Origin of the sequence: Pseudomonas sp. Y24-6 (assembly GCF_020295325.1) — a bacterium.
Taxonomy (GTDB): Bacteria; Pseudomonadota; Gammaproteobacteria; order Pseudomonadales; family Pseudomonadaceae; genus Aquipseudomonas; species Aquipseudomonas gregormendelii.
In genome coordinates this window covers 131,184-151,412 of sequence record NZ_JACBXG010000009.1, presented here as the reverse complement: position 1 = coordinate 151,412, position 20,229 = coordinate 131,184, and the positions used below count along the sequence as shown (strand labels likewise).

At 60.6% G+C, this 20,229-nt stretch carries 17 protein-coding genes and 1 tRNA gene; 5 read left to right on the top strand and 13 right to left on the bottom strand.

The window, feature by feature from the left end; translation table 11 throughout:
- The first annotated feature begins 130 nt into the window (after positions 1-130).
- A complete protein-coding gene (gene erdR / locus HYI44_RS18500) occupies positions 131-781 on the top strand; it encodes a response regulator transcription factor ErdR (protein ID WP_045057556.1) in 651 nt (216 codons plus the stop codon).
- A gap of 75 nt (positions 782-856) precedes the next feature.
- On the top strand, positions 857-1,219 hold the full coding sequence (locus HYI44_RS18495) for a diacylglycerol kinase (RefSeq protein ID WP_034149863.1): 363 nt from the start codon (positions 857-859) through the stop codon (positions 1,217-1,219).
- On the opposite strand, the gene HYI44_RS18490 is transcribed toward HYI44_RS18495, so the two are convergent.
- Positions 1,216-2,142 (bottom strand): LysR family transcriptional regulator, encoded by a 927-nt coding sequence (locus HYI44_RS18490; protein WP_122837711.1) that lies wholly within the window; start codon positions 2,140-2,142, stop codon positions 1,216-1,218. The two genes, HYI44_RS18495 and HYI44_RS18490, sit on opposite strands and share 4 nt — an antisense overlap.
- 122 nt (positions 2,143-2,264) lie before the next feature.
- Between HYI44_RS18490 and fpr the strand changes: the two genes are divergently transcribed.
- Positions 2,265-3,044, top strand: coding sequence for a ferredoxin-NADP reductase (fpr, locus tag HYI44_RS18485; protein ID WP_008054100.1), 780 nt, complete (start codon positions 2,265-2,267; stop codon positions 3,042-3,044).
- A gap of 159 nt (positions 3,045-3,203) precedes the next feature.
- On the opposite strand, the gene tsaA is transcribed toward fpr, so the two are convergent.
- The 5 genes from tsaA to rimO all read right to left on the bottom strand — a co-directional run bounded on the left by tsaA (position 3,204) and on the right by rimO (position 7,415).
- Positions 3,204-3,905 carry a tRNA (N6-threonylcarbamoyladenosine(37)-N6)-methyltransferase TrmO gene (gene tsaA, locus HYI44_RS18480; RefSeq protein ID WP_225570147.1) on the bottom strand — a complete coding sequence of 234 codons (702 nt, stop codon included), beginning with the start codon at positions 3,903-3,905 and terminating at the stop codon, positions 3,204-3,206.
- 146 nt (positions 3,906-4,051) lie between these two features.
- Entirely contained in the window at positions 4,052-4,522 is a 471-nt protein-coding gene (locus tag HYI44_RS18475) for a DUF1456 family protein (protein ID WP_122837713.1), read from the bottom strand.
- Positions 4,523-4,596: 74 nt separating this feature from the next.
- Positions 4,597-5,307 (bottom strand): rRNA pseudouridine synthase, encoded by a 711-nt coding sequence (locus tag HYI44_RS18470; protein ID WP_122837714.1) that lies wholly within the window; start codon positions 5,305-5,307, stop codon positions 4,597-4,599.
- A 187-nt stretch (positions 5,308-5,494) separates the two neighbouring features.
- Positions 5,495-5,968: a GNAT family N-acetyltransferase gene (locus tag HYI44_RS18465; protein ID WP_225570146.1), complete on the bottom strand. Its 474-nt coding sequence runs from the start codon at positions 5,966-5,968 to the stop codon at positions 5,495-5,497.
- Between the two features lie 109 nt (positions 5,969-6,077).
- Positions 6,078-7,415, bottom strand: a complete 1,338-nt coding sequence (gene rimO / locus HYI44_RS18460; RefSeq protein ID WP_045061501.1) for a 30S ribosomal protein S12 methylthiotransferase RimO — start codon at positions 7,413-7,415, stop codon at positions 6,078-6,080.
- A 287-nt stretch (positions 7,416-7,702) separates the two neighbouring features.
- Between rimO and HYI44_RS18455 the strand changes: the two genes are divergently transcribed.
- Entirely contained in the window at positions 7,703-9,604 is a 1,902-nt protein-coding gene (locus HYI44_RS18455; protein ID WP_122837716.1) for a potassium transporter Kup, read from the top strand.
- 88 nt (positions 9,605-9,692) lie between these two features.
- Here HYI44_RS18455 and HYI44_RS18450 read toward each other — a convergent pair whose 3' ends face one another.
- From HYI44_RS18450 to HYI44_RS18440, 3 genes are all read right to left on the bottom strand, one after another.
- On the bottom strand, positions 9,693-10,988 hold the full coding sequence (locus HYI44_RS18450; protein WP_225570145.1) for a virulence factor family protein: 1,296 nt from the start codon (positions 10,986-10,988) through the stop codon (positions 9,693-9,695).
- A complete protein-coding gene (gene mprF, locus HYI44_RS18445; protein ID WP_122837718.1) occupies positions 10,988-13,630 on the bottom strand; it encodes a bifunctional lysylphosphatidylglycerol flippase/synthetase MprF in 2,643 nt (880 codons plus the stop codon). The genes HYI44_RS18450 and mprF overlap by 1 nt, the downstream gene beginning before the upstream one ends.
- A gap of 277 nt (positions 13,631-13,907) precedes the next feature.
- Positions 13,908-13,984 (bottom strand) — tRNA-Met (locus HYI44_RS18440).
- A 296-nt stretch (positions 13,985-14,280) separates the two neighbouring features.
- Here HYI44_RS18440 and dinB point away from each other — a divergent pair.
- On the top strand, positions 14,281-15,342 hold the full coding sequence (dinB, locus tag HYI44_RS18435) for a DNA polymerase IV (RefSeq protein ID WP_225570144.1): 1,062 nt from the start codon (positions 14,281-14,283) through the stop codon (positions 15,340-15,342).
- Positions 15,343-15,438: 96 nt separating this feature from the next.
- Here dinB and HYI44_RS18430 read toward each other — a convergent pair whose 3' ends face one another.
- The 4 genes from HYI44_RS18430 to HYI44_RS18415 all read right to left on the bottom strand — a co-directional run bounded on the left by HYI44_RS18430 (position 15,439) and on the right by HYI44_RS18415 (position 20,163).
- Positions 15,439-16,398 (bottom strand): hypothetical protein, encoded by a 960-nt coding sequence (locus HYI44_RS18430; protein ID WP_122837720.1) that lies wholly within the window; start codon positions 16,396-16,398, stop codon positions 15,439-15,441.
- A 17-nt stretch (positions 16,399-16,415) separates the two neighbouring features.
- Entirely contained in the window at positions 16,416-18,131 is a 1,716-nt protein-coding gene (locus tag HYI44_RS18425; RefSeq protein WP_122837721.1) for a proline--tRNA ligase, read from the bottom strand.
- Positions 18,132-18,263: 132 nt separating this feature from the next.
- Positions 18,264-19,826 carry an AmpG family muropeptide MFS transporter gene (locus HYI44_RS18420; protein WP_122837722.1) on the bottom strand — a complete coding sequence of 521 codons (1,563 nt, stop codon included), beginning with the start codon at positions 19,824-19,826 and terminating at the stop codon, positions 18,264-18,266.
- A 43-nt stretch (positions 19,827-19,869) separates the two neighbouring features.
- Positions 19,870-20,163, bottom strand: a complete 294-nt coding sequence (locus tag HYI44_RS18415) for an MGMT family protein (protein WP_225570197.1) — start codon at positions 20,161-20,163, stop codon at positions 19,870-19,872.
- Positions 20,164-20,229: the final 66 nt, after the last annotated feature.

Genomic DNA, 20,229 nt, shown 5'->3' with positions numbered 1-20,229 from the left:
CTTGGCGCCGATTGGGGCGCGGCCAAGGTTTGAGACGCCGTTTTAGCTTGTGATTGGCGTTGAACGTGCCCTGTTGGTGCAGCTCCGTGGCTGTACCTCGAGTTGTTTGAAAAACAGGATCATTTAAAAAATGGCCACATACGAAATCCTGATTGCCGATGACCACCCACTGTTCCGTAGCGCATTGCATCAGGCGTTGACCCTGGGCCTGGGCCCCGAAGTCCGGCTGGTGGAGGTGGCGAGTATTGCCGAACTGGAGACCCGCCTGGACGAGAAGTCCGACTGGGACCTGGTTCTGCTCGACTTGAACATGCCAGGCGCTTACGGATTTTCCGGCCTGGTGCTGTTGCGCGGGCAATACCCGCAGATTCCGGTGGTGATGGTGTCGGCCCAGGAAGAGGCCTCGATCATGGTCAAGTCTCGCGAGTTCGGGGCCAGCGGCTTCATTCCCAAGTCCAGCGACCTGAGTGTTATTCAAAAGGCCGTCAGGGCGGTATTGGACGGCGATGTGTTCTGGCCCCCGCAGGCCTTTGAGGCGGTCAGTGTCTCCGCCGAAGCCAAGGCGGCAAGCGAAGGCCTGGCCAGCCTCACGCCCCAGCAGTTCCGGGTGTTGACCATGGTGTGTGAAGGTTTGCTGAACAAACAGATCGCTTATGAACTGAGCGTCTCGGAAGCCACCATCAAGGCCCATGTCACCGCCATCTTCCGCAAGCTGAACGTGCGCACTCGCACCCAGGCGGCGTTGCTCTTGCAACAACTTGAGTCAATTTCGAGCCATTGAACCCGGCTCGTTCACGCTTTTTTGACTTTCACTGGTCTAGCTTTCCCACTCCTTTTTGGTGCAGTTGCTTACTCTATGTCTCCTTTCAAAGGCCAGACCGGCCTCAAACGCATCCTCAACGCTTCGGGTTATTCACTGGATGGGCTGCGCGCGGCCTTCACCGGTGAGGCGGCATTCCGCCAGTTGGTGCTGCTTAACGTCATTCTGATACCGCTGTCGTTCTTTTTGAATGTCAGCCGGGTGGAACAGGCGTTGTTGATCGCCGTTTGCCTGCTGGCGCTGATCGTCGAACTGCTCAATTCCGCCGTGGAAGCGGCCATTGACCGCATCTCGCTTGAATTGCACCCGCTGTCCAAGAATGCCAAGGACATGGGCAGCGCCGCGCAGTTCGTGGCACTGACCATGATCGCGCTGGTCTGGGCAGTCATCCTGCTTTAAGCAATGGTGGGCAGGACGATCTCGTCGCTGCGCTGGACTCCGGCGGTGAAGGCGCGGCACAAGTCGAGGAACTCACGCATCGCCGAGGTCTGGTACTTCTGTTTGTGCCAGATGAAATAGAACTGTCGCGCCAGGTCCAGATCCGGGGTTTCCACCGCTACCAGGCTGCCGCGCCGGAATGCATCACGCAGTGCCAGCCTCGAGATGCAGCCAATTCCCAGGCCTGACTCGACCGCGCGCTTGATCGCTTCGGTGTGTTCCAGTTCCAGGCGGATATTCAGCGCACTGCGATGATGTCGCATGGCCTGGTCAAACGTCAGGCGCGTGCCGGAGCCCTGTTCCCGCAGGATCCAGGCCTCTTGCGACAGCTCGGCCATGCTCGCCGTACCGCGTATGGCCAAAGGATGCTGGGGCGCACAGAACACCACCAATTCATCCTCGACCCAGCTCTGCACTTCGATGTCCGGGTGGCTGCAGTCGCCTTCGATTAGACCCAGATCAATTTCATAGTGCGCGACCTGTTGCACGATGTTGGCAGTGTTCTGCACATGCAGCTTCACCTGGCTTTCTGGATGACGCTGCATGAAGCTGCCGATCAGCAGGGTGGCCAGGTAATTGCCGATGGTCAGGGTGGCGCCGACTGCCAGGGAGCCGAAACCCGACTTGCCGTTGAGCAGGTCTTCGATTTCCTTGGCCTGGTCGAGCAGGGCCACGGCCTGGGGCAACAGCTGTTTGCCCAGGGCGTTGAGGCTCAGCCGTTTACCCGCGCGGTCGAACAGCTGGCAGCTGGACTGGCGCTCCAGTTCGGTGATCGAAGTGCTTGCCGCCGATTGTGAGAGGTTGAGCAGTCCCGCAGCACGGGATACGCTTTCCTGCTGGGCGACAGCGACGAAGACTTGCAGTTGACGGAGAGTAAATCGCATATCTATATAACCGATAACCCTTATCTTAATAATCCATTTAACAGATATTGTCGCTGCCATTAGAATGCGATGCAATTGCGCACATCACCGGCGCAGGCAAAATCTCCAGGAGTCCCACGTACATGAGCAACATGAACCACGAGCGTGTCCTCAGTGTTCATCACTGGAACGACACTCTGTTCAGCTTCAAGTGCACCCGTGACCCGGGTCTGCGCTTCGAGAACGGTCAGTTCGTGATGATCGGCCTGCAACAGCCCAACGGCCGGCCGCTCATGCGCGCTTACTCGATCGCCAGCCCGAACTGGGAAGAGCATCTCGAGTTCTTCAGCATCAAGGTGCCTGATGGTCCGCTGACCTCCCAGTTGCAGCACCTGAAGGAAGGCGACGAGATCATCATCAGCAAGAAGCCTACCGGCACGCTGGTACTGGATGATCTGAAGCCGGGCAAGCACCTTTACCTGCTCAGCACCGGTACCGGTCTGGCGCCATTCATGAGCGTCATCCAGGACCCGGAAACCTACGAGCGTTTCGAGAAAGTGATCCTGTGCCACGGCGTACGTTACGTCAACGAAGTCGCTTACCGCGAATTCATCACCGAGCATTTGCCGCAGAACGAGTTCTTCGGCGATGCCCTGCGTGACAAGTTGATTTACTACCCGACCGTGACCCGCGAGCCATTCGAAAATGAAGGTCGCCTGACCGACTTGATGCGCAGCGGCAAGTTGTTCAGCGATATCGGCCTGCCGCCGATCAACCCGCAGGACGACCGCGCCATGCTGTGCGGCAGCCCGAGCATGCTCGACGAGACCAGCGAAGTGTTGAACAGCTTCGGCCTGAAGGTTTCGCCGCGGATGCGCGAGCCGGGTGATTACCTGATCGAGCGTGCGTTCGTCGAGAAGTAAGCCATTCGCATCACTAAAATGCCCCCATAGCCTGCTCAGGCAATGGGGGCATTTTTATGTCCGACAATTCCAGGTAGGAGCTGCCGAAGGCTGCGATCTTTTGCTCTTGAAATTCGGGAAAGAAGATCAAGGTCAAAAGATCGCAGCCTTCGGCAGCTCCTACAAGTTGGATGCGGGTATGACTTCGAGCACGCTGATCACGCCCGCCTCGGGGTAATGCCACCGCACATCCACATCCCAGAACTGCGCGCCATATTCCCTCTGTGGTGCAGGTGTCTGGTAAGCCGGGCGCGGGTCCTGTGCCAGACACTGTTCAATAAGCTCGACCAGGGGCTCCTCAAGCCGCTGAGCGTGGCCATGGGCCTGCTGCAGCGCCGAATCCATCCACTGCACGGCAATCAACGGCGGCGCAGCGCTGGCGATGCTGTTGGAGGCCGTGTCGATGATGTCGGCGTAAGGCACGTAAGGTTTTATGTCGAGAATCGGCGTGCCATCGAGCAAATCGATGCCGGATATCCACAGGCGATTGGCTTCGACCTTGTCCAGCTTGACCACTGACTGGCCAATGCCATTGGGTCGATGCGTCGCGCGCGTGGCGAAAACACCCATGGATTTGTTGCCGCCCAGACGAGGCGGGCGGACTTTCAGCCGTGGCTTGTCTTCCAGCGCCTGGTGGAACAGGAAAAGCAGCCACACGTGGCTCACCTGCTCCAGCCCCTGCACGGCTTCACCCTGATCGAATGGCGCCACCAACTCCAGTACGCCGCGTGCGGCAGGAGCCAGTTGCGGTTGGCGCGGGATGGCGAACTTCTCCTTGAAGCAGGAGCGCACGAAACCGATAGGGGAAACGCTGTAGGTCATGGGTTGGGGTCGAGGCGGGAATGGGTGGGCATGATAACCCGATCAACCGTTTAACCGGTGGCGCCTGGCAGTTCGTCATCGCGTGCAAGCCTTGCCCCCACAGAACCTGTGGGAGCGGGCAGGCAAGCTTTGCTCCCGCCTTGCAATTATTGCGGGCGCACGCGCAGGGTCAGGCCCTTGAGGAAGTTGCGCAGCAGCTGGTCGCCGCACGGGCGGTAGTTGGTGTGGCCGAACTTGCGGAACAGTGCGCTCAGCTCAGGCTTGGACACCGGGAACTCGGCAGCCTTGAGGATGGCGTGCATGTCATCTTCTTTCAGTTCGAAGGCCACGCGCAGTTTCTTCAGGATGATGTTGTTGGTGACCGGCGTTTCGATCGGCTGTGGCGGACGGCTTTCGTCTTTACCGCGCTTGAAAATCACCAGGCCATCGAGAAAATGCGCCATGACTTCATCCGGGCAACGAACGAAGCCTTCTTCGTCTTCCTCTTTCTTGTCCAGATAAGTCAGCAGATCTTCCAGGCTCACGTCCATGCCGCCGAGCTTGATGATCTCGATGACTTTTTTGTCGCTGATGTCGAGCATGTAGCGCACGCTGCGCAGTACGTCGTTGTGGATCATGGTGTGCAGTCCTGATATTCAGCAGTGGGCGCCGCTCAAATCGCGGCGCCGAAATGTAGGGCGGCGTGAAAAGCCTAGAACTTCTCTTTGCCGGACAGGTAGCGCCATTGCCCCAATGGCACTTTGCCAATGGACACTCCGCCGATGCGGATGCGACGGACGGCAACGACCTTCAGGCCAACGGCCTGGCAGAACAGGGCGATCACGCCTGGTTGTGGATTTTTCATCGCAAACCGCAGGCGATTCTCGTTCTGCCAGCTGGCCTTCACCGGCGGCAGCTCCTTACCTTTGTAGGTCAGGCCGTGGTTGAGGCGGTTAAGGCCGTGAGCAACCATGTCACCTTCAACCTCGACCACATACTCTTGCTCGATCTTGGCGGAGTCGGCCGTCAGCTTGCGCAGGATTTTCCAGTCCTGGGTGAACACCAGCAGGCCGCTGGCATTGGCCTGCAGGTCGGTGCTGGCGGTCAGGCGCAGGAAGTGGCCCTTGAGCGGGCGTTTGCTGAAGCGGTGTTCTTCGCTCAGGGTCTCGGCGCTGATGGTGCCCATGGCCGTTTCCGCGTCCATACCCGCCGGGACGTTGAACAGAATGGTCACCGGCTCCGGCGCAGTGGCCTGGGCTTGCGGGTCGAGCTCGACTTTCTGGGTGTCGACCTTGAATTGCGGCTCGTCGATGACTTCACCGTCCACGGTGACCCAGCCGCCCTCGATGAACAGCTCAGCCTCCCGACGGGAGCAGCCGACGAGTTCGATGAGGCGTTTGGAGAGACGAATCGGGTCAGTCATGACAGGGCCGTAACAAAAAAGGGGTGGGCATTGTACCTGCTGGGCGCCGGTTAATCGCGGGTCCATTTCAATACGGTTGAATTTCCCGTGGGAGCTGGCTTGTCAGCGATTGCATCACCTCGGTCCATCTGACAAATCGCAGCGCCTGCATCGCTGGCAAGCCAGCTCCCACAGGGATTTTATGGCGTCAGGCATGTTGTGAGCGTTGCTGGTCTTGGCGCAAGCGCATATGCAGTAGCGGGTAAGGCTGCCCCATCCCGTCATGCTCGGTGCGGCCGATGACCTCGAAGCCCTGCTTGAGATAGAACCCCAGCGCCTGCGGATTCTGTTCGTTGACGTCCAGTTCACAGGCGTTCAGGTGTTCCATGGCATAACGCAACAACTGCTTGCCCAGGCCCTGGCCGCGGTGAGCCGGGTCGATGAAGAGCATTTCGATCTTGCCTGCGGCGACCCCTGCAAACCCGGTGATGCGTTGCTGGGCGTCCTTGGTGCAGATCAGCATGACTGCATCCAGGTAGCGGGTCAGCACCAGGTTCTTCAGCAGTTCGATGTAACTTTGCGGCAGAAAGTCATGGGTGGCGCGCACCGAGTCTTCCCAGACCTTTGTGAGTTCTGTGTAGTCACTGAGTTTCGGTGTATGAATGACCGAATGATGGCGCATGGCCTGTTGCCTCTTGCGGAGTAGACGTAACGAATCCTTTCATCACAAACGATAGACGTAAAAAAGCCCCGCATCTCGGCACAAGAGCAGGGCTTTTACGTTTTTCGCTTTAGATCTGTTCAGCCCACAGGTCGTATTCGTCGGCGTCGGTCACTTTGCACCAGACCTTGTCGCCCGGCTTCAGGTTGCTGCCGTTGTCGATGAATACGTTGCCGTCGATTTCCGGGGCATCGAAGAAACAGCGACCGACGGCGCCTTGCTCGTCGACTTCATCGACCAGCACTTCGATTTCGCGGCCGACGCGCATTTGCAGGCGAGCCGAGCTGATGGCTTGCTGATGCGCCATGAAGCGGTCCCAACGATCCTGCTTGATGTCGTCAGGCACGATCTCCAGGTCCATGTCGTTGGCCGGGGCGCCGTCGACCGGGGAGTACTGGAAGCAGCCAACGCGATCGAGCTGGGCTTCTGTCAGCCAGTTCAGCAGGTACTGGAAGTCTTCTTCGGTTTCGCCAGGGAAGCCGACGATGAAGGTCGAGCGGATGATCAGGTCCGGGCAGATCTCGCGCCAGTTCTTGATACGCGCCAGGGTCTTGTCTTCGAAGGCCGGGCGTTTCATCGACTTCAGGACTTTCGGGCTGGCGTGCTGGAAGGGGATGTCCAGGTACGGCAGGATTTTCCCGGCGGCCATCAGCGGAATCAGCTCGTCGACGTGCGGGTACGGGTAAACGTAGTGCAGGCGGACCCACACGCCCATGGAGCCGAGGGCTTCGCACAGTTCGGTCATGCGGGTCTTGACCGGGGCGCCGTTCCAGAAACCGGTGCGGTACTTCACGTCGACGCCGTAGGCGCTGGTGTCTTGCGAGATCACCAGCAGCTCCTTGACGCCGGCCTTGACCAGCCGCTGGGCTTCGTCGAGCACATCACCTATGGGACGGCTGACCAGCTTGCCGCGCATCGACGGGATGATGCAGAAGCTGCAGCTGTGATTGCAGCCTTCGGAAATCTTCAGGTAGGCGTAGTGGCGCGGGGTCAGTTTGATCCCTTGTGGCGGCACCAGGTCGATCAGCGGGTTGTGGTCCTGGCGCGGCGGCACGGCGTCGTGCACGGCGTTGACCACTTGTTCGTACTGCTGTGGACCGGTCACCGACAGCACGCTTGGGTGAATACTGCGAATGTTGCCTTCTTCGACGCCCATGCAGCCGGTCACGATGACCTTGCCGTTTTCCTTGATGGCTTCGCCAATCACTTCCAGGGATTCGGCCTTGGCCGAGTCAATGAAGCCGCAGGTGTTGACCACCACCACGTCGGCGTCCTGATAAGTGGACACCACGTCATAACCTTCCATGCGCAGCTGGGTAAGGATGCGCTCGGAGTCGACCAATGCTTTGGGGCAACCCAGGGATACGAAGCCAACTTTTGGATTGGCCGGCGCAGGAGTGGTGGACATGTCTAACCTCGGTATTTGTGACGACTGCGCCCGGTAGGGCGAGGCGGCTGACGGACGCTTTGTGGCGTCTCTGATCAAAAAGTGCGCAATTCTAGCGATGGGACGCGCGCTTGACCAGCTTTATGCAGGGAAATGCGACGAGTGCTGCGCTATGCTTCGCGCCTTGATGCTTTACCGATTACTTACAGTCAAGAAAACGTCTGTAACGTGAAGTAAAACAGCGCATGCTCAGGGCAGAGCATAGTGCTTCTTATCAGTAGTCCAGGTCTGAGTAGCAGGAGTTTTGGATGGGGCAGGCAAGTAGTCAGGCGGCGGACGCTGAGCATTCGGCAGCAAAGCCGATCGGCATGCTGGTCGCGGCGGTCGGTGTGGTTTACGGCGATATCGGCACGAGTCCGCTGTACACCCTCAAAGAAGTGTTCTCCGGTGGCTATGGGGTGCCGGTCAACCACGATGGGGTGTTGGGCATTCTGGCGTTGATTTTCTGGTCGCTGATCTGGGTGGTCTCGATCAAATACATGATGTTCGTGCTGCGCGCCGACAACCAGGGCGAGGGCGGGATCATGGCGCTGACGGCCCTGGCCCGGCGCGCCGCAGCCGGGCATGCCAGGTTGCGCAGCCTGTTGGTGGTCTGTGGCCTGATCGGCGCGGCGCTGTTCTACGGCGACAGCATGATCACCCCGGCGATTTCCGTGCTGTCGGCGATCGAAGGCCTTGGGCTGGCTTTCGATGGCATCGACCATTGGGTGGTACCGCTGTCATTGGTGGTGCTGGTGGCGTTGTTCCTGATTCAGCGGCACGGTACGGCGCGCATCGGCATTCTGTTCGGGCCGATCATGGTCACCTGGTTCCTGGTGCTCGGCGCCCTGGGTGTCCACGGCATCTTGCAGCACCCCGAAGTGCTGCAGGCAATGAACCCGGTGTGGGGCGTGCGCTTCTTTATCGTGCATCCGGGCATGGGCGTGGCGATCCTCGGTGCCGTGGTACTGGCCTTGACCGGTGCCGAAGCCTTGTACGCCGACATGGGGCATTTTGGTCGCAAGCCTATCGCCCGCGCCTGGTTCATCCTGGTGTTGCCGGCTTTGGTGCTGAACTACTTCGGCCAGGGTGCCTTGCTGCTTGGCGATCCTGAAGCCGCTCGCAACCCTTTCTATCTGCTGGCGCCAAGCTGGGCGTTGATCCCGTTAGTGGGCTTGTCGACCCTGGCCACCGTGATCGCTTCCCAGGCAGTTATTTCCGGCGCGTTCTCCCTGACCCGCCAGGCGATCCAGCTGGGTTACATCCCGCGCATGCACATCCAGCACACCTCCAGCGCGGAACAGGGCCAGATCTACATCGGCGCGGTGAACTGGTCGTTGATGGTCGGCGTGATCCTGCTGGTGCTTGGCTTTGAATCCTCTGGTGCGCTCGCCTCGGCGTATGGTGTGGCCGTAACCGGCACCATGTTGATGACGACCATTCTGGTGGCGGCGGTGATTCTGCTGCTGTGGAAATGGCCGCCGGTGCTCGCCGTGCCGCTGTTGTTTGGCTTCCTCCTGGTGGATGGCCTGTACTTCGCGGCCAACGTGCCGAAGATCGTCCAGGGCGGGGCGTTCCCGGTCATTGCCGGTATCGCCCTGTTCGTGCTGATGACCACCTGGAAGCGCGGCAAGCAGTTGCTGGTGGAGCGCCTGGACGAGGGCGGCCTGCCGCTGCCGATCTTTATCAGCAGCATCAGCGTGCAGCCACCGCACCGGGTCCAGGGCACGGCCGTGTTCCTGACGGCCCGCCCGGACGCCGTACCCCATGCGCTGTTGCACAACCTGCTGCACAACCAGGTGCTGCATGAGCAAGTGGTGCTGCTGACCGTGGTCTACGAGGATATCCCGCGGGTGCCGCCGAGCAGACGCTTTGAGGTGGAATCCCACGGTGAGGGGTTCTTCCGGGTCATCCTGCACTTTGGCTTCGTCGACGAGCCGGACGTGCCACAAGCGCTGAAGCTGTGCCATCTCGATGACCTCGACTTCAGCCCGATGCGTACCACTTACTTCCTCAGCCGCGAGACGGTGATCGCCTCCAAACTCGAAGGCATGGCCCGCTGGCGCGAGGCGCTGTTCGCATTCATGTTGCAGAACGCCAATGGCAATTTGCGGTTTTTCAATCTGCCGCTGAATCGGGTGATTGAGTTGGGGACGCAGGTGGAGATGTAAGGGGCTGACAAGAATACTGTGGGATTGGGTGCAAATAAAAAAGCCCCCGCTACTGTGAAGTGGCGGGGGCTTTTTGTGGGGGAGAGGATTACTCCTCAGTCACCTTGTCCTTGCTCTGGCGCTTCTCGATCACGTCCACCAGCTGCTGAGCCAGTTTCGGATAGTTCTCGTCAAAGTGATGCCCGCCCGGCAATTTCAGCGCCTCACCCACGGCCGTCTTGTCGGTGCAGCCGCTTTCATCGGCCTCCTCTTCACCGTAGATGCAGACCACTTTCTGCGCTGGCAACCTAGCCATCTCCGGGCCCGTGGCGGCTTCCTTGCCGGCGTTGCCCAGCCACCCCTCGACTTCGATCTCGAAGCTACCGGTGCGGGCGAAGGCCAGCAGGATGATTGCGTCGACGCGTTGCTGCTCGGCGGGCTCCAGGCGGTTGTAGATCGCAGGCAGCACATCGGCGCCAAATGAGTAGCCGGTCAGGACGAAGCGCTTGGTGCCCCATTTCTGCCGGTAGTGCTGCATCAGCTCAGCCAGGTCCAGCGCGCTTTGCTCGGGGCTTTTGTGCTGCCAGTAGTAGCGCAGGGTGTCGATACCGACCACCGGGTAACCGATTTTTGCCATCTCGCCCGCAACGTCGCGGTCCAGGTCACGCCAGCCGCCATCACCGGAAAGGAACAGGGTGACGGTGTCGTTGGCCTGTCCTGCCGGCACTTCAACGACCGGTATCTGCAGGCCGCCGGCGGCCTTGTCGCCGCCGACCAGGATCTTGCGCAGCTCGTTGTTCAGGACTTGCGGCAGGTTGATGTCATAGTCGCTGATGCTGGTCTCGGCATTCGGCTGGTCACGTACGAAGCCGGCGCTGGTGTCGTCCGGGTTATCGTTCCAGGCTGCCAGCCAGCGACCGTGCGCTGCGCTTTTTGGCAGCAGGTGGGTGCAGCCGGGTTTTTCCAGGGCAAGGTCCACGGAGACGGCCTGCGCCTTGTCGTCTTTCTGTTCGGACAACCAGCGCCAGGCCAGCACCGCGCCGGGACCGATGCCGCTGACCAGCGTTGCCGGACCGTGGAGCTCGCGCAGGCCCGATTGCAACGCGCGGCTTTGCAGCAGGCAGTCTTTAGGCAGGATCACCTGGACGATCTGCGCCGAGCCGGTACGGCTCAGGGTCAGCAATTGCTTGTCACTGAGCTTTTGGTCCTCGTTCACTGCGACCAGCACCTGGGCGCGGGGCGTGGTGCCGGGAGTGACCCGGGTCATCGCCGTGCCGTCGGCGGGCTTGAACAATTCGAGGGTCGGTTCCGGGGCCGGGCGCTTGAGGTACCAGTAACCGCCACCGAGAATCAGGGCCAGCACTACCAGTGTGGCCAGTACATACCGCAGGGAGCGTTGAATCATCAGCGTTTCACCAATCCAGTCAAGCCGCCCGCAATCAGGGCGGCAGTGTCGGCCAGGGCTACCAGCGGATCGAGTCCGGCGGGCACGGCCATATAACGGGGTTCCCAGTCAGGCTGGAACTTGTCTTTGAAGCGGCGCAAGCCTTGGAAGTTGTAGAGCTGCTCACCACGGCGGAAAACCATCGAGCCCAGGCGCTGGGTCAGTGGTGCGCCGCGACGGGGTTGCAGCCCCGACAGCGGCACCATGCCCAGGCTGAAACGCGCGTATCCGTGACTTTTATAATGTTGAATCAGGCCGATCATCATGAATTCCATGGTCAGCTTTGGCGCTTCCGGGTGCGCGCGCATCAGGTCAAGGCTGGCCAGGTCGTGGCCGAATGTCTCGAGCAGATTGGCGAATGCCACCGGGCGGCCTTCGAAGCGGATCACCGCGATGCGGAAATGCTTGAGGTAGTCCTCGCTGAAACGGCCGAGGGAGAAGCCTTTCTCGCGAACGTTCTTGCCGGTCAGCCAGGCATCGGAGATCACCTTGAGCTCATCCATCGGCGCCTGTCCGGGTTCGAAGATCTCCAGCGACAGGCCGTCGCGGGTGCCGCGGTTCCAGGTGTAGCGCAGGTCCTTCATCTCCTTGCCCTTGGCTTCCAGGTCGAAGCGCTGCAGATCGACCCGGGCTTCCTCGCCCAGCTTGATCGCGGTCAGGCCGATGTCCATGTAATACGGCAGGTTCTCGGCGCGTACCTGATAGAACACAGGGCGGGCGTGGTGAATGTCGCACAGGTCGCGGAACTGCCAGATCATTTCGGCCCGTTGCTGAGGCGGTCCGATAGGGTCATACAAGGCCACCAGGCTGCGGCCACGGCGGGCGTACATCAAGAACGCCTGCTCGTCGGGGTGGAACAGCAGCGCCTTGTCACCCGTCAGGGCGAGGCCACCGTCCGGTTGAGCGGAAGCCATGAGGATCTTCACCGCCCGGTCCAGCTCGCCAGGCGTCGGCAGGTGGATCACCGGGCGTGCGGTGCGCAGCAGCCAGGTGAGCGACACCACCACCAGCAGTACGGCGGCGCCGAGCAGCGAGCGCAGGCCCCGGGGAGCGTCGGCATCGAGGGTGAACTGCCACCAGAGTTGATGGCTGTAAGGCACATCCTGGTAGGCAAACAGCAGCAGCCAGATGGATGCTCCCAGCACGCACAGGCTCGACACCAGGTACAGCGGCGAGAACGGCAGCTCGGTCAGGCGGCTCGGCCGGTAGAACGAGCGACGGAATACGCCCAGCAGGCTGGCGGTCAGGATCAACAGGCAGGCTTCTTCCCAGTCAAAACCCTTGAGCAGGGAGAGCAGGGCGCCTACCAGCAACAGAATGGTGGTCAGCATCCAGGCGGCCGAGAGGCGCCGGCGCAGGCCCTGGGCGAGCAGCAGGCAGAGCACGCCGATCAGGCTGGCGCCAAAGTGCGAAGCGTCGACCAGGCGATGGGGGATCAGAAAGCCGATGTGCTCAAGGCGGGTGTCGATTTCCGGCGTCACACCGGAAAACAGCAGTACCACGCCGGACAGGAACACCAGCACCGCCAGGATCGGCGCAGCCAGGCCGGACGCTGCGCGCAGGGACTGACGGGATTGAAACAGGCGCTGTCCTTCGTTGATCAGCAGGAACACGCAAGCCACCAGTAATGGCAGCACCACATAAATCAGCCGATACAGCAGCAGTGCGGCCGCCAGCGGTGCAGCGCCAAGTTTGTCGGCGAAGGCGGCCAGCAGGATTGCTTCGAATACGCCGACCCCGCCGGGCACATGGCTGAGCACCCCGGCAGCGAGTGCCAGCAGGTAGACCAACAGGAAGGCGCCGAAGGGTGGCGCTTCTGGCAACAGCAGGTACAGCACGGTAGCGGCTGCGGCCACATCCAGTGCGGTGATGATCAATTGCAGGAACGTCAGGCGCCGCCCCGGCAGACGCAAGGTGCGTCGCCCGGCCTTGACCAGCAGGTTGTCCGCATAAGGTTGTTCCGGCAGGCGGCGGCGGTAAATGCCGATGGCCAGGACGCTGAACAGCAGCAACACTGCCACGGACGCCGCGCCCAGCAAAGTCTCGGACAAGCCCAGGGCGGTCGAGGCAGCGGGCAGGTCGCTGAGGGTTGCCAGGGCCGCAAGGGGAGGCAGGGCGCAGCCCAGCGAGAGGCTGGCGAACAGGGTCATGCGCGCCACTTCCGTGGCACCGAGGCCATGCCGTGCATATAGACGGTAGCGCACCGAGCCGCCAGAGAGCATCGACAGGCCGATGGCATTGCCGATCGCAAATGCGGTGAAGCCACCCAGGGCGAGAATTCGCGGTGCCAGCGTCACGCCGGCATAACGGCTGGCCGACCATTCATAGCCCAACAGAATGATGAAGCCGACCACTGTCGCCGCCAGTGCACCCAGCAAGGCAGGTTTTGGTACTTGGAGAATCGAGTCGTGCAGAGCGTCCAGATCCAGTTCGCTCAACAGATGACGACAGGCAATCAGCGCGATGGCGAACAGCAACAAGGTCACTGCCAGGCCGATTGGCTGGCGGTACTTGCTGATCAGGTCCAGCAGGCGCAAACGCCCGGGCTTGATCGGTTGTGTCGCTGTGACGGAGTCTTGTGGATCAGACGAATTGGCGCGCATCAATCACCTCTTGGATTGTGCGCGACAGGATGGGGGTATCCAGCCAAGTTACCAATCCCTGTAGAAAAAAATAATCACAAATATTAATGCCACTCACCCTCAACGGGTGACGGCACGCCATGGGCCGGTGCGGTAAACGCCTCGGACCAGCATAGACCGAACTCAAGGCTGGAGTGATACCCATCGGCCTGCCACATGGTGGCAGATCATTGTTGCGAAAGGACTTTTTCGACAGATACAAAAAAGGCCACTCTTTCGAGTAGCCTTTTTTGATGTTTGGTTGCGGGAGCCGGATTTGAACCGACGACCTTCGGGTTATGAGCCCGACGAGCTACCAGACTGCTCCATCCCGCGTCTGTGTGTCGGCATTCTACAGAGGATGGCGGGGCTGTCAACCGCCACTTACGAAGAAAACTCTTCCTGTTCAATCGCTTAGCGCAAAACCTCGGCGGCTGGAATGGCTGCAGCGCAGGCGTGGCAAGGGTTGCAGCTCTATTGGTAGGAGGTTTTCGATTGAAAAAACAAATTCAACTTTTTTCCTACCCTTGAAAAAGAACATGCCTACTACTGGTGCTATATACAGGTGTCGATGAGATACTGTTGATCTGACTCGCTAAAATCCTTATTCGCACAGTGAACGTCGCTTCTCTATGACCCAGCGAAAGATCATCCACGTCGATTGTGACTGCTTCTACGCCGCCATCGAGATGCGTGACGACCCGCGCCTGGCCGGTAAACCTCTTGCCGTGGGCGGCTCAGCGGATCGGCGAGGGGTGATTGCGACCTGCAACTATGAGGCGCGCGCCTACGGTGTGCGCTCGGCCATGTCCTCGGGGCACGCGCTTAAGCTGTGCCCGGACCTGACGATCGTCAAGCCGCGCATGGACGCCTATAGAGAAGCCTCGAAGGAAATTCACACGATCTTTCGCGACTACACCGACCTGATCGAGCCATTGTCCCTGGATGAGGCCTATCTGGATGTGTCGGACAGCTCGCATTTTGGTGGTAGCGCGACCCGGGTCGCCCAGGAAATCCGCCGGCGGGTCTCCAACCAGCTGCACATCACGGTGTCGGCCGGCGTGGCGCCCAACAAGTTCCTGGCCAAGATCGCCAGTGACTGGAAGAAACCCAACGGGCTGTTTGTCATCACTCCGGATCAGGTCGAAGACTTTGTCAGTGGCTTGCCGGTAAGCAAATTGCACGGGGTCGGCAAGGTGACTGCGGACAAGCTGGGGCGACTTGGGATTGTCGATTGCTCGCATTTACGTGAGTGGGACAAGTTGGCGCTGGTCCGCGAATTCGGCAGTTTTGGTGAGCGATTGTGGACCCTGGCCCGTGGGATCGATGATCGCCTGGTGCACAACGACAGTCGGCGTCAGTCGATCAGTGTCGAAAACACCTACGACGTGGACTTGCCGGACCTGCTGAGCTGCCTCGACAAGCTCCCCGAATTGCTGGAGACCCTGGCCGGGCGCATGGCGCGGATCGACAGCAGCTACCGGCCGGGCAAGCCGTTCGTCAAAGTGAAATTCCACGATTTCACCCAGACCACGCTGGAGCAGGCCGGGGCAGGGCGGGATCTGGGGAGTTATCAGCTGCTGCTGACCCAGGCGTTCAATCGTGGTGGCAAGCCGGTACGGTTGTTGGGGGTCGGGGTGCGGCTTGAGGATTTGCGGGGTGGGTTTGAGCAGATGGAGTTGTTTGAGCGGTAGTTTTTCAAAGTCAAAAGATCGCAGCCTTCGGCAGCTCCTGCAGGAAGCGCGCCGCCCTGGTAGGAGCTGCCGAAGGCTGCGATCTTTGAAGAGACTTTAATTCGAATTCGGCCCCGGATCCGCCACCAGCCGCCCGGCATCCTTGGTCAAGGACTTGAGGAATTCGGTCTGTAGCTCCGGATCATTGCGAGTCAGTTCGATCAGGCTCTGTTCCAGTTCAGTGGCTTCTTCCTCCAGCCCCAGCTCCGACAGGCGCTTGACCCGGTGCACCCACTGGCTTACTTCGTCGTCTTCGAGGTCGTCGTAGATCAGTCCGTGAGCTTCGAGCAGTTTGCCGCGCAGTGAACTGCTGACGGCCAGGGACGTATTGACGTGTACCTCGTCCTGGCCGTCCGCGACGCTGATCAGCAAGCGGGTCAGATGATTGATGTCATGTTCAGCGAACGGGCTGTCCAGCAGGTTCAGGCGTAGCACGCCATTCTTGTCGGTAGTCAGCTCGAACGTCTCCTTGCCGGCCTTGACCTGCACCGGGCGCTCGCTCCATGGCAGGCTCGAGTACTCGGTGCGCTTGTCGAGCTGGACCTCGTCGATACCCGCCAGGTTCTGCTGAGCGCGACCATGGGATTGCACGTTCATGAACGGATTGAGCCCGGCGAAACCGTAGCTCAGCCAGTCCTGGGTCACGCTGTCCGGCAGATTGCCCAGGGCGAACACATTGACCACGTTCGCGCCGACGCCGGCCACCACAGCCACGGCGCCCAGCGGAATCTCGTAAGCCTCCCGCCAGGGTTGGTAGGGCGTGTAGCGGTCGTAATGGCGAGTGACCTCGAACTCGGTGACTTCGAAGGTCTTCTGCTCGTGGATTTTCACCCGGCGTTGCGGCAGCTCAAGCACCTTGGGCTCGCCGACATCGACCTGCAGGCTATGATCGAGCAATTTGCGCTCGACACGTTCCTCGTGCTCGCTGCGTTGCGACATTTGATTGGCACAGCCGCTGACCAGCAGGGTGCCGCACAGGGCGGCACCACCGAGGCCTAAGGTGTTTCGCTTGAACATGACTTCTCTATCTGGTGTCAGCGGCGGATACGGGCCTGGAGGAAGGACAGCACGTCAGCGACCGGCAATGCCTGCGCTTCAGGTTCGGTGCGGCTCTTGTATTCCAGGTTGCCATCGGCGAGGCCACGGTCGCTGACCACGATCCGGTGAGGAATACCGATCAGCTCCATGTCTGCAAACTTGATGCCCGGGCTGGTTTTCTTGTCGCGGTCGTCCAGCAACACTTCGAAACCGGCCGCCGTCAATTCTGCGTACAGCTTGTCGGTGGCTTCGCGGACCTGTTCGTTATCGTAGCGCAGCGGTACCAGCGCGATCTGGAATGGAGCGAGTGTGTCACTCCAGATGATCCCGTTGGCGTCGTTGTTCTGTTCGATGGCCGCAGCCACCACGCGGGACACGCCAATGCCGTAGCAGCCCATTTCCAGGGTGACCGGCTTGCCGTTCTCGCCCAGTACTTCGCACTTCATGGCTTTGCTGTACTTGTTGCCCAGCTGGAAGATGTGCCCGACTTCGATGCCGCGCTTGATTTCCAGGGTGCCTTTGCCGTCCGGGCTTGGGTCGCCGGTGACTACATTCCGCAGGTCGGCAACCGTCGGAACCGGCAAGTCGCGTTCCCAGTTCACGCCGAAGTAGTGCTTGTCGTCGATGTTGGCGCCAATGCCGAAGTCGCTCATCAGCTCCACCGAGCGGTCGATGATGATCGGCAGCGGCAGGTTCAGCGGGCCCAGCGAACCAGCGCCGGCGCCAATGGCGTCGCGCAGTTCGGAGTCGGTAGCCATGACCAACGGGCTTGCCACGCCAGGTTGCTGGGCAGCCTTGATCTCGTTGAGTTCGTGGTCGCCACGAATGACCAGGGCGATCAGCTTGCCTTCTTCCTCGGCGCGCACGATCAGGGTCTTGATGGTCTTCTCAATCGGCAGATTGAATTTTTCCACCAGGGCGGCAATTGTCTTGGTGTCCGGGGTGTCGACCAGGCGCAGCTCTTCAGTTGGCGCTGGGCGGGAGGTTTCCCGGGGCACGGCTTCGGCTTTTTCGATGTTCGCGGCGTAGTCGGAACCGTTGCTGAAGGCGATATCGTCTTCGCCGGATTCGGCCAGTACGTGGAACTCGTGGGAGCCGGCACCACCGATGGAGCCGTTGTCGGCTTCCACAGGGCGGAATTTCAGGCCCAGACGGGTAAACACGTTGCAGTAGGCCTGATGCATGCGGTCGTAAGTGACCTGCAGCGAAGCCTGGTCAGCGTGGAACGAGTACGCGTCCTTCATGATGAATTCGCGACCGCGCATCAAGCCGAAGCGTGGACGGATCTCGTCACGGAATTTGGTCTGGATCTGATACAGGTTGATCGGCAGCTGCTTGTAGCTGCTCAACTCGCTGCGCATCAGGTCGGTGATGACCTCTTCGTGGGTCGGGCCGGCGCAGAAATCACGACCATGGCGATCCTTGAAGCGCAGCAATTCAGGGCCGTATTCTTCCCAGCGCCCGGATTCCTGCCACAGCTCAGCCGGTTGCGTGCTCGGCATCAACACTTCGAGAGAGCCGGCGGCGTTCATTTCTTCGCGAACGACCGCTTCAACCTTGCGCATCACTCGCAGGCCCATGGGCAGCCAGGTGTAAAGGCCCGAGGCGAGTTTGCGGATCATGCCGGCGCGCAGCATCAGCTGATGGCTGATCACGACCGCGTCGGAAGGCGTTTCTTTCTGTGTGGCGAGCAAAAATTGACTGGTGCGCATGGTTGGCCGTTGTCGGTTGCTGATGACGAGAAATGACGGAGCATTGTACGGGCGAGATCTGCTGGCGTACAGGCGTGCGGTCGGTGGTGTCGCGGCAGGGCGGGAATTACCCCGCTCCAGCGCGTTTTCCAGCTAAAGGGGTTCTTCGGCCGCAGGTGCAGGAATCGGTTCCGGTGTCGGCGTCGGCCCTGCGCGGCGGCTTTCCTGATACCAGTGCAACATGATCAGGAGCAGGGTGGGGACGCCCAGCAACGCGGTGATCAGGAAGAAGTTGTGATAACCGAATTTCTCCACCATGACCCCTGAGTAGCCGCCAATCAGGCGTGGCAGCAGGAGCATGATCGAGCTCAGCAGGGCGTACTGGGTGGCGGAGAACTTGAGGTTGGTCAGGCTCGACAGGTAGGCGACGAACGCCGAAGTCGCCAGCCCGGAACTGAAGTTGTCCAGGGAAATGGTGACAATCAGCATGTTCAGGTTGGCGCCCATATCGGCGAGCATCAGGAACAGCAGGTTGGTGCCGGCTGAAGCAATGCCGCCAATCAACAGGATCGGCAGGATACCGAAGCGCACGATCAGCAAACCGCCCATGCCGGCGCCCACCAGCGTCATGATCAGGCCGAAGATCTTGCTGACGCTGGCGATCTGGTCCTTGGTAAAGCCCTGGTCGATGTAGAACACGTTGGCCATTACGCCCATGACCGTATCGGACATTCGATAGGTGGCGATCAGGCCCAGCAGCAGCAGCGCCTGCCAGCGGTAGCGCAGGATGAAGTCGTTGACCGGCGTCAGCACCGGTGCCAGGCCGCGGCGACCCATGGCCGACAGGCACATGAAGGTCAGTGTGGTATAGAGAATGGCCCGCAGGAACGCGCGGTCTTCCAGTAGCAGGTCGAGCACGCTGTGGCCTTCGAACAGCACGCTGGCGAAATCGGTGTTGTACAGCTGGGTGAACATGGCAGGCACAGACACCAGCAGCACGATCAGTACGAACACGGAAGCCAGTTGATGTGCGAAGGAGTACCGTCCGGCCTGCAGTTGCGTGCGCAGGGGCACCGGCGGTTCACGCATGAAGAAAGAGGTCAGCAGCGCCGGGATCATCAGGGCGCCGAACAGGATATAGGTGCCGGCCCAGGCTGAATGCTGGTAGTTGAAGCCCGTAGAGCCAAAGCCTTCGGCGAAGAACAGCGCGCCGGCCGTGGCCAGCAATGCGGCAATACGGTAACCCGACATGTAGCTGGCGGCGAGGGCAGCCTGGCGGCTGTCATCGGCAATTTCCAGGCGATAGGCGTCGACAGCGATGTCTTGTGTTGCCGAGGCGAAGGCCACGACCACGGCGATCGCGATCAACCAGGACAGGTGTTTTTGCGGGTCGCAGAAACCCATCCCGATCAGGCCGAGAATGACCAGTGCCTGGGAAAGGACCAGCCAGGAGCGTCGACGCCCCAGCTTGCCGAGCAATGGCAGGCGCCATTGGTCGAGCAGCGGCGACCACACCCATTTGAAGGCATAGGCCAAACCGATCAGGCTTGCGTAGCCAATGGTTTCGCGGGCGACACCGGCTTCACGCAGCCAGACCGAAAGTGTTGAAAACACCAGCATGTACGGCAGGCCGGCGGCGAAACCCAGCAGCAACAGCACGAGCGTTGAAGGGCTGGCATAGGCGGCGAGCGCGGCGCGCCAGGTTTTACGGGGCATGGGCTGGAGTCTGCCTCAAAATTACGGAAACAAAGCGCGCACTCTAACCGCTGTGCTCTACCGGGCGCCAGCCATGGCGCTGAATATCAACACGATTATTCAGGATACTGACGCCTTCCTCGCGCAATCGCGCGCGTTGTTCATCCCCGGAAGCGCTGCCTGCAGGCAGGCTCAGGCGCCCGCCCGCGCCGAGTACCCGGTGCCACGGTAATTTGCTGTCACCGGGAAGTTGGCTGAGGGTTCGGCCGACATAACGGGCGGCGCGCCCCAGTCCTGCCAGCTCGGCAAGCTGCCCATAACTGACGACCTTGCCCGGCGGCACCTGCGCCAGCGTCATGTAGAGCGCCGTGCGTCGGATTTGCGCAGTGCTGTCGGTTTCATTGAGCGGGTCTGTCACGTGCGC